This window comes from Hamadaea sp. NPDC051192, assembly GCF_040682475.1.
Classification (GTDB): domain Bacteria; phylum Actinomycetota; class Actinomycetes; order Mycobacteriales; family Micromonosporaceae; genus Hamadaea; species Hamadaea flava.
Genome location: NZ_JBFBAZ010000217.1, coordinates 1 through 9,296 on the forward strand (window position 1 = coordinate 1; position 9,296 = coordinate 9,296).

At 71.3% G+C, this 9,296-nt stretch carries 7 protein-coding genes and 1 riboswitch; of the genes, 4 read left to right on the forward strand and 3 right to left on the reverse strand.

What is annotated here, in order from left to right; genetic code table 11:
• Positions 1–108: 108 nt before the first annotated feature.
• A complete protein-coding gene (locus AB0M47_RS40590) occupies positions 109–2,082 on the reverse strand; it encodes a cellulase family glycosylhydrolase (RefSeq protein WP_363423770.1) in 1,974 nt (657 codons plus the stop codon).
• A 119-nt stretch (positions 2,083–2,201) separates the two neighbouring features.
• Positions 2,202–2,293, forward strand: a riboswitch (ZMP/ZTP riboswitch).
• A 28-nt stretch (positions 2,294–2,321) separates the two neighbouring features.
• On the opposite strand from AB0M47_RS40590, the gene glyA reads away from it, so the two are divergent.
• Positions 2,322–3,587 carry a serine hydroxymethyltransferase gene (glyA, locus tag AB0M47_RS40595; RefSeq protein WP_363423773.1) on the forward strand — a complete coding sequence of 422 codons (1,266 nt, stop codon included), beginning with the start codon at positions 2,322–2,324 and terminating at the stop codon, positions 3,585–3,587.
• Between the two features lie 103 nt (positions 3,588–3,690).
• Here glyA and AB0M47_RS40600 read toward each other — a convergent pair whose 3' ends face one another.
• Together AB0M47_RS40600 and AB0M47_RS40605 are read right to left on the reverse strand one after the other, a co-directional pair.
• Entirely contained in the window at positions 3,691–4,338 is a 648-nt protein-coding gene (locus tag AB0M47_RS40600) for a response regulator transcription factor (protein WP_253760923.1), read from the reverse strand.
• Entirely contained in the window at positions 4,323–5,549 is a 1,227-nt protein-coding gene (locus AB0M47_RS40605) for a sensor domain-containing protein (protein WP_363423777.1), read from the reverse strand. Before AB0M47_RS40605 ends, AB0M47_RS40600 begins: the two co-directional genes overlap by 16 nt.
• A 109-nt stretch (positions 5,550–5,658) precedes the next feature.
• On the opposite strand from AB0M47_RS40605, the gene AB0M47_RS40610 reads away from it, so the two are divergent.
• The 3 genes from AB0M47_RS40610 to AB0M47_RS40620 are packed head-to-tail and all read left to right on the forward strand — an operon-like array spanning position 5,659 to position 9,173.
• Positions 5,659–6,381 carry an ABC transporter ATP-binding protein gene (locus AB0M47_RS40610; RefSeq protein WP_363423780.1) on the forward strand — a complete coding sequence of 241 codons (723 nt, stop codon included), beginning with the start codon at positions 5,659–5,661 and terminating at the stop codon, positions 6,379–6,381.
• On the forward strand, positions 6,378–8,612 hold the full coding sequence (locus AB0M47_RS40615; RefSeq protein WP_363423783.1) for an FtsX-like permease family protein: 2,235 nt from the start codon (positions 6,378–6,380) through the stop codon (positions 8,610–8,612). The genes AB0M47_RS40610 and AB0M47_RS40615 overlap by 4 nt, the downstream gene beginning before the upstream one ends.
• Positions 8,613–8,630: 18 nt before the next feature.
• Entirely contained in the window at positions 8,631–9,173 is a 543-nt protein-coding gene (locus tag AB0M47_RS40620) for a hypothetical protein (protein ID WP_363423786.1), read from the forward strand.
• Positions 9,174–9,296: the final 123 nt, after the last annotated feature.

Consider the following 9,296-nt stretch of genomic DNA (forward strand, 5'->3'; position numbering starts at 1 on the left):
GAATCTTGGGCCAAGATTCGACCGGGAACCCTGATCCAGCGCGGCCGGTGAAAGCGCCGGCCGGGCGGCTCCCACTCCTACGCCGGCCGGCGCCGCTGCGGAGCCCGGCTACTCGGCCCGGACGTTGTCCAGGTCGAAGTCGCCGGAGCTGACGTAGATCAGGACGCCGTGGACCTCGCCCAGCGCGGTCTGGTCGCACGACACCCCGTCGAAGAGGTCGATCTCGATCGTGGTGGAGCTGCCCTGCGGCACCCAGGTCCACGAGCCCTGGCACCAGGCCCAGCCCGCGCCGACCTGCAGCGCGACCGTGGTCGAGGTGCCCGCGGCCGCACCGGCGCTGATGTCGTACTTCAGGGTGGCCTTGCCCGCGATGTTCAGCGGCTGGGCCGGGGTGAAGCCGAACCATCCGCCGTCCGCCGCCGCGATGTGCAGCCCGTACGCCCCGTCGGTGTGGAAGTCGGCGGTCTGCGCCACGGTGCCGGCGTTGGCCTGCCAGCTCCCTGGCGCCCAGCCGTCCACTCCGGACTCCCACGACTCGATGAGGATCGCCGCCGTCGGGTCGGGTTTGACGGTCACCTGGAGGTCGGCCACGTTCGACAGGCGACCGGCCGCGTCGCGTACCACATAGTGCGCGACCGCCTTGCCCACGAACCCGGCGGTGGGCACGAAGCTCACGTCCCCCGAGGCCGCGGTGAAGGCGCCCCCGGTGACCGTGACCGAGGCCTGGACTCCGGCCACGTCGGGTTGCAGATCGAGCGACGCGGGCCGCAGGTACGTCCGGTACGCCACGTCGTTGGCCAGCGGGTGCAGCCCGATCGGGGTGTCGAACTCGGTGACGGCGGTGTCGTGGTCGGCGACCGGCGGCCGGCTGCGCTGGCCGTGGACCAGCTCGTCGCCGCCGTTGGCGATCGTCGCGCAGACCGGGCTCGGGCAGTAGACGGTGAACCCGTCGTAGTCGGGGTAGAGCGTCCCGTCGTCCTGCGAGCCGGACAGGATCCAGTAGAGGAAGCCGTTGCCTCCGGCGGCCCGCACCGCGTCCGTCCACTCACGATAGACCGGGTTGCGGGTCGCCTTGTCCTTGTAGCCGAACTCGCCGAGCATCACCGCCTTGCCGAGGCGCCGGGCCGTGGCGATGTGGTCGGTGATCCACTGTGTGCCCCACGACGCGGTCTTGCCCCAGCCGTCCGGGTAGAGGTGGAAGGACATCACGTCGACGGCGGGCAGCGCGGTGAGCGCGGCGCTGTCGGTGCCCGGCCCGCAGTTGGTGGTCCAGTCGTCGGTGCCGAGGTTGGCGCAGGTGAAGCCCTCCTCGCCGACGCTGACCAGGTGCTTGGGGTCGACCGACTTCACGTGCCGGGTCATCTCGTCGGCCCAGGCGGTGATGGTCTCCGGGTGCTGCATGCCGCAGGCGTCCGAGGTCGGGTACCCGCCGGAGCCCTGGCACCGCGGCTCGTTGGCCAGCTCCCAGGTCATCACGGTCGGGTCGTCCTTGTACTTCACCCCGGTCAGGGTGTTGGTCCGGTTCAGCAGATGACTGATCCAGTCCTTGTACCAGCCCTTGATCCGGGCGTCGGTGTAGAAGTCGTCGTGGTGCGACAACCCGGCCCAGCGGACGTACTGGTCCATGCCGCCGAAGTCGCTCCAGTTGTTGGTGAACGCGAGGACGAGCTTGATCCCGCTCTGCCGCGCCCGGTAGAGGACGTAGTCGAGACGCTCCAGCCCGTCCGGCCCGTCGTTGTACGCGGGCGCGCCCGCCACCGGGTCCCAGTACTGGAGGTAGACGCCGTTGGCCTTGCCAGCGACCGAGTCGCTGCCGTCGGCGTTGCCGATGTCCAGCCACGCCCAGGTACGCAGCACGGTGAACCCGGCGGCCTGGGCGTCGGCGAAGACGTCGTCGGCCATCGCCGGCGACTGATACATGAGGTAGTAGTTGTTGCTGCCGTAGAACTTGAACGGCTTGCCGTTCAGCTTCAGCTGAGTCCCCTGACGGGTGACATGACCCGAGTCCGACGCGTACGCCGGGGTGACGGGCAGGACGACGGCGAGGCATGCCGCGAGCAGCAGGCAGAAGCGCCGGAGCATGGGCGTACTCCTTGAGGCGTCGGGTTGTCCGTGAGAGCGCCATCACATCACTGAACCGGTTAAGTGTCAACACCACGACGGGAACCGCCGGGGAGGCCGCCGACGAGGTGGCCTAAACTTCGACAGGTCGCGACTGGCGCCGAACTTCGGGTGGAGAACCACCGGGGAGCGATCCGATCGGCCACACGCACCGTGCGCCTGGGTGCGGGCCGGGTTACGTCTGCCAGGAGGTTGACCCAATGCACGAGCCGAAGATCTCCCACCTCGCGGCCGAGGATCCCGCTCTCGCCGACCTGATCGAGCAGGAAGCCCAGCGCCAGCACGACAAGTTGCGCATGATCGCGTCCGAGAACTATGTCTCCAGCGCCGTCCTCGAGGCGACCGGCACGGTGCTGACGAACAAGTACTCCGAGGGCTACGCCGGCAAGCGGTACTACGAGGGCCAGCAGCTCATCGACCCGATCGAGAGCCTTGCCGTCGAGCGCGCGAAGGCCGTGTTCGGCGCCGAGCACGCCAACGTGCAGCCGTACTCCGGCTCCCCGGCCAACCTCGCGATCTACCTCGCCTTCCTGCAGCCGGGCGACACCGTCATGAGCATGTCGCTCGCGCACGGCGGCCACCTCACGCACGGCTCGCCCGTGTCGATCACCGGCAAGTGGTTCCGCCCGGTGCACTACGGCGTCGAGCCGGAGACCGGTCGCGTCGACATGTCCAAGGTCCGGGAGCTGGCCCTGGCCGAGCGGCCGAAGCTGATCATCGCCGGCGGCACCGCCATCCCGCGGACGATCGACTTCCCGGCCTTCGCCGAGATCGCCGCCGAGGTCGGCGCGATCCTGATGGCCGACATCGCGCACATCGCCGGCCTGATCGCGGGCGGCGCGCACCCGTCGCCGATCGGCCTGGCCGACGTCGTCACCACCACCACGCACAAGACCCTGCGCGGCCCGCGCGGCGCCATGATCATGGCCAAGGCCGAGCACGCCACCGTCGTGGACAAGGCCGTCTTCCCCGGCCTGCAGGGCGGCCCGCACAACCACACCACCGCCGGCATCGCGGTCGCCCTCCACGAGGCGGCCCAGCCGTCCTTCAAGGGGTACGCACACCAGATCGTCGCGAACGCGTCGGCCCTGGCGGCGGCGCTCAACGAGCGTGGCTTCGACCTGGTCTCCGGCGGCACCGACAATCACCTGATCCTCATCGACCTGACCAGCAAGGGCATCCCCGGCAAGCCGGCCGCCAAGGCGCTGGACGCGGCCGGGATCGAGCTGAACTTCAACGGGGTTCCGTTCGACACCCGCCGCCCGTTCGACCCGTCCGGCATCCGGCTCGGCACCGCCGCGCTCACCACGCGGGGCCTCACCGAGGCGCAGATGCCGCAGGTCGCCGAGTGGATGGACCAGACGGTCACGGCCGCCGTCAAGGAGGACACCGCCGCCCTCGACCGGATCGCGGGCGAGGTACGCGACCTGCTCGCGGCGTACCCGATGCCCGGCTACACCGCCTGACCTCACCGTCAGCTCTACCTTGCAGATCACGGTTACGCAGGCCGAACCCGTCGCGGGAGGCATGCGTAACCGTGATCTGCTGCGTATCGGCTAGGCGTAAGAGCTAGGCGCGGAGGTATGCGAGGACGGCCAGCACCCGCCGGTGGTCCTCGGTGTCCTGCGGCAGGTCGAGCTTGGCGAAGATGCTGCGTACGTGTTTGTTCACGGCCGCCTCGGTGACGAACAGCTGCTTAGCGACGGCCGCGTTCGACCGGCCCTCCGCCATCAACGCCAGCACCTCGCGTTCCCGGGCGCTGAGCCGTTCGAGGGGATCCCGGCGTCGGCGGAGCAGCTGGCGGACGACCTCGGGGTCGACGACGGTGCCGCCCGCGGCCACCCGTTCGACGGCCTGCACGAAGTCGGTGATCGCCCCGACGCGGTCCTTGAGCAGGTAGCCGACCGCCAACCCACCGCCCGAGTCGAGCAGCCGCACCGCGTAGGACTGCTCGACGTACTGGCTCAGCACGAGCACGGGCAGCTCGGGGCGCTCCTGCCGCAGATCGACGGCCGCCTTCAGCCCGTCGTCCGCGTTGCCCGGCGGCATGCGTACGTCGGTGATCAGCAGGTCCGGCTGGGCGCTGCGGACGGCGGCGGCGATCGCGCCCGCCTCCCCCACCGCGTCGACGACCTCGTGGCCGAACCGGCCGAGCAGCCCGATCAGGCCCTCGCGCAACAGCAGCGAGTCCTCGGCGAGCACTACACGGAGTGGCATGGGATCTCCACGTGAAGCAGGGTCGGGCCGCCGGACGGGCTCGACAGGCGTACGCGGCCGTCCACGACCGCGACCCGATCAGCCAGCCCGGTCAGGCCGGTCCCACCGGCCGGATCCGCACCGCCCACGCCGTTGTCGCGTACCTGGACGACGAGGAGATCCGGTTCGAGGCGGCCACGCACGGTGGCCTGACTCGCCCCGGAGTGCTTGGCGATGTTCGCGAGCGCCTCGGCGATCACGAAGTACGCCGTCAGCTCGACCGCCCCGGTGACCCGGCCGGGCAGGCGGATGTCGACGGTGACCGGAATCGGCGAGCGGTCGGCGATCTCGTCGATCGCGGCGGCCAGCCCGTGATCGTCGAGTACCTGCGGATGCACCCCGCGGACGAGGTCGCGGAGTTCGCTCAGCACCTGGGAGACCTGCTCCTGGGCGGCGGCCAGCTGCGTTTCCACCGGGGAGCCCGGCGCGGCGTCCAGCCGGGCCAGCCCGAGATTCATGCTGAGCGACACCAGACGCTGCTGCGCGCCGTCGTGCAGGTCCCGTTCGATGCGACGCCGCTCGGATTCGAAGGCGTCGACCAACCGGGCCCGGGACAGCGTCACCTCCTCCAGGCGTACGCCCAGCTCGTCGTCCCGGGGAGCGAGGAGCGCCCGGGTCAGAGCGGCGCGTGCGCCGGCCCAGGCGGTGATCGTGTACGGGGCCGGAAGCAGCATGGCGATCCCGATGATCATCCAGGGCCAGGTGTTCGGATCCGCGATCGGGACGCTCATGAAGTAGAAGGGCAGCCACAACGTCAAGGCCAGTACGCCCAGGTCGACGAACCAGAGCCCGCCGAGCCAGATGACGACGAACGAGAACTCCCGCCAGGTCGCCTGCTCCCGCAACCGGGTCGTCAGCCAGGCCCGGAGGCCGGGCGCGGACGGCTGCCGGTGCGGGTCGGGAGCGCGGTCGAGATCGACCAGGCGCAGCCGCCACCGCTCGAACCGGGCGACGTAGATCCCGGCCAGTGCCGTCACCACGAGGACGCCGATCCCGACGACGACGATGAGCAACAGCACGCCGGCCGCGGCCAGCCCGATCATCAGCAGCCCGGTGACGACGCCGACGGCGACCCCGCTCACCAGGTACGCCAGCGAGCGCCACGGCCAGGACGACGTCAAGAACCGCAGCGGCCGCTGCGCGATGGCCTGCCAGGCGGTCCGGGTCTGCACGCCTCGACGATAACTAGATCCACTCCCGGACGGCGGTAGTGCTGGCACTACCCCGGAAGTCGCACCTGTGGCAATGATCTCGCCGCCGATCCCGACTGGAATCGAAGGCATGTCCACCACAGTTCGTCTCGCGAACCTCCAGAAGACTTATCAGCAGGTCACCGCCCTGGCCGGCGTCGACCTGGACTTCCACCGGGGCACCTTCACCGCGATCATGGGGCCGTCCGGCTCGGGCAAGTCCACGTTGTTGCAGTGCGCCGCCGGGCTCGACGAGCCCACCTCGGGCTCGGTGACCCTCGCCGGGGTGGAGCTGGCCGGGCTCTCCGAGCATCGGCGTACGCTGCTGCGTCGCGAACGGGTCGGCTTCGTGTTCCAGGCGTTCAACCTGGTCGCGTCGCTGACGGCGGCCCAGAACGTCGAACTGCCCCTGCGGCTGGCGGGCCGCCGGCCCAAGGCCGACCGGATCCTGGCGGTCCTGACCGAGGTCGGGCTGTCCGACCGCGCCCAGCATCGGCCGGCCGAACTCTCCGGTGGTCAGCAGCAGCGCGTGGCGATCGCCCGCGCCCTGATCACCCGCCCGGACGTGCTGTTCGCCGACGAACCGACCGGCGCCCTGGACACCACCACCTCCCGGGAGGTGCTCGGACTGCTCCGCCGCTCGGTCGACGCGTACGGGCAGACGATCATCATGGTCACCCACGATCCCGTCGCGGCCGCGTACGCCGACCGCGTGATCTTCCTGGCCGACGGGCGGGTCGCCGGCGAACTCGGCGGCGCCGACGCCGAGCAGATCGCCACCCGGATGACCCGGCTCGAGGCGGGTGCCCGATGATCGCGCTGTCCACCATCCGGGGCCGGATCAGCGGCTTCGCCGGAACCTTCGCCGCACTCGCGCTCGGCGTGACGCTGCTGGCCACCTCGCTGCTCGTCTACGCGTCGGCCGCGCCCCGCACGCCCGAACGGTTCGCGGCCGCCCCGGCCGTCGTCCACGCCCCCATCGCCGGGAACGCCGACGGCGTCGTCCGGGCGATGCGCCCCTGGTCGGCGGCCGAGACCGAGAAGCTCCGGGCCGACCTCGCGACCCAGTCGGGGGTCACCCAGGTCGTCGTCGACCGTGCCTTCTACGCCCAAGCCGTCGTCGACGACCGGCCGCTGGACGCGACGGACGGGCACAACTGGTCCAGTGCGCTGCTGGGTGCGTACAAGTTGATCGAGGGAAGCGCGCCCGCGGACGGCGAGCTGGTCGCGGACGCCGGGCTGGGCTTGCGGCCGGGCACACGCGTGCCGGTGCTGACCGGCCGCGGGCCGATCGAGCTGACCGTGGTCGGCACCGTGGACGGGCCGGGGTATTACCTGAGCGACGAGCAGGCCGCGCAGCTCGCGCCGGGGGTCGTCGCGCTCGGCGTGTGGGGTTCGTCGACTGTGGACATCGGGCGGACGGTGGGCGAGCGCGGCGCGGTGGTCACCGGGGACGCGCGCAAGGTGCTCGAACCCGAGCACGACTCGCGCATCCGCTGGCTCGGCACCCAGCTGCTCATCGCCATGGCCACGCTGGGCGGATTCGTGACCGTCTTCGTCGTCGCGGGCACCTTCGCGCTCCAGGCCGCGCATCGCCGCCGCGAACTGGCCCTGCTGCGACTCGTCGGGGCCACGCCCGGCCAGATCCGGCGGCTGATCGTGGGCGAGGCGCTGCTGATCGGCGTCGCGGCGGCGGCCACGGGGGCGCTGCTCAGCCTGATCACCGCACCCCTGCTGGGCCGGTTCCTGGTCCGTTCGGGGCTGGAGAATCCAGACCTGGTGGTACGCCCAACGGCGGGGCCGATCCTGTCAGCCGTCGTCGTGGGAGTGCTCGTGGGGCTGGCCGGGTCCTGGTCGGCGGCCCGCCGCTCCGCCCGGGTACGCCCGATGGAGGCCCTGCTCGACTCGTCCGTCGAACGCCGCGCGATGACCCTCGCCCGCTGGATCTGCGCGGCCCTGGCCACGGCCCTGACCCTGGTGATGGCCCTGCTGACCGCCTCCGCCGACGCGTCTCACCGGGTCGACAACGCCCTGTTCACGGCGATGGCCGCGATCGTCGCGGCGACCGCCTGGGCTCCGGTGGTGCTCGGGCCGCTGGCCCGCCTGGCCACCTGGCCGCTGCTGCGCCTCCAGGGTGCGACGGGAATGCTGGTGCGGGGCGAGATCCAGACCGCCACCCGGCGTACGGCGGCCACCGCCGCGCCGATCATCGCCACCGTCGGACTGGCCGTGCTGCTCAGCAGCATGGTGACGACGATGCGGGAGGCGTACCCGGCCGGCAAGGCTCAGGAGCTGCACGGGATCTCCGTCGCGCTGCCCGACGACACCCCTGGGCTGACCGACGCCGCCGTACGCGCGACCGGTGGCTCCGGCGACCTCACCACCCGGGTGTTCGTCGACTCCTCGGCGTTCGACGCGTACGGCCGTGCTTCCTTCAAGGCGACCAGCACTCGGCAAGTCACCTTCGCGGACGGCCAGACCCTCCCGGTCCCCGTCGCGGAATCCGGGACGGACCTCGTCCTGCCCCGGGACGTCGTCCGGGCGCACGACCCGTCCGCCCTGACAGCGTTCGCGATGGGCGCCAAGGGCTCCCCGGCGGCGGGCGCGAAGATCGTCGACGCCAGGACGTACGCCGACGGCGAGGTCGCCGAGGATATGCGCCTGTTGTGGCTGTTCGCACTCGTCCTCATCGGACTGTCGGTCGGCTACACCGGGATCGCCGTCGCGACGACGATGGCGATGTCGGCCCAAGCCCGCCGAACCGAGCGGCTCGTCCTCGCCCGCAGCGGGGCCAGCCGAGGCCAGATCCGGCGTACGGTGACCACCGAGACGATCTTCGTCGTCGGCGTCGGCGCCCTCCTCGGGCTGGCCGTCGTCCTCCCCGCACTGGCCGGGATGGCGAACGGGCTCGCCGAAGAGACCCGAACCCCCGTACGCCTCCAGCTGCACTGGGCCACCGTGGGCTGGGTGACCGGCGCCTGCCTGCTGCTGGCGACCGCCTCCGCCCTGCTGTCGGCCCGCGCTTCCGCCCGGTCGCGGACCTGATCCGCATATCCTGGCGGCATGCCGTTGACCCAGGCAGTGGCACACCAGCTCCTGCGCGCGCTTCCGTCCCCGGTCGGGCCCGGCCTGACCGGGGACGAATTCCGCACTATCGAAACCTGGTTCGGCTTCCGGTTCAACCCCGACCACCGCACGCTCCTGGCGGCCGGCGTACCGGGGGGCGACCGGCACTGGCCCGACTGGCGCGGCTCCCCCGCCCTGCTCGGCGAGGCGCTCTCCGCCCCCATCGAAGGCGTGCTCTTCGACGTCGAGGAGAACGACTTCTGGCTCACCAGCTGGGGCATCAAACCGAGCAGCACGGACAAGGCGATCGGCGTGGCTCGCCGGGCGCTGGCCCAAGCCCCGGTGCTCGTGCCCGTCCACGGCCACCGGTACGCCCCCGCGCTCGACCTCGCCGACCTGCCGGTGCTGTCCGTCATGCAGACCGACGTCGTCCGCTACGGCGACACCCTCGCGGACTATTTCCACCGAGAGTTCGGCGTCGGCACAGCCGAGCCGCTGTCCTCCCCGAAACCCGTCCCCTTCTGGTCCACCCTCCTCTAACCCCGCTCGCCCCGCTCGCCCGCCGCCCGCCGCTGTCCGCGTTGATCATGGAGTTAACTGTGGTGTCGACGGCGTGTCAGGGGTGCAAACTCCATGATCAACGCGGACGGGACGGGGCGCGCG

Bases quoted from the DNA above. Each gene is read 5' to 3' on its own strand.
- AB0M47_RS40590 (WP_363423770.1), bottom strand. From the start codon at position 2,082: ATGCTCCGGCGCTTCTGCCTGCTGCTCGCGGCATGCCTCGCCGTCGTC.
- glyA (WP_363423773.1), top strand. From the start codon at position 2,322: ATGCACGAGCCGAAGATCTCCCACCTCGCGGCCGAGGATCCCGCTCTC.
- AB0M47_RS40600 (WP_253760923.1), bottom strand. From the start codon at position 4,338: ATGCCACTCCGTGTAGTGCTCGCCGAGGACTCGCTGCTGTTGCGCGAG.
- AB0M47_RS40610 (WP_363423780.1), top strand. From the start codon at position 5,659: ATGTCCACCACAGTTCGTCTCGCGAACCTCCAGAAGACTTATCAGCAG.
- AB0M47_RS40615 (WP_363423783.1), top strand. From the start codon at position 6,378: ATGATCGCGCTGTCCACCATCCGGGGCCGGATCAGCGGCTTCGCCGGA.
- AB0M47_RS40620 (WP_363423786.1), top strand. From the start codon at position 8,631: ATGCCGTTGACCCAGGCAGTGGCACACCAGCTCCTGCGCGCGCTTCCG.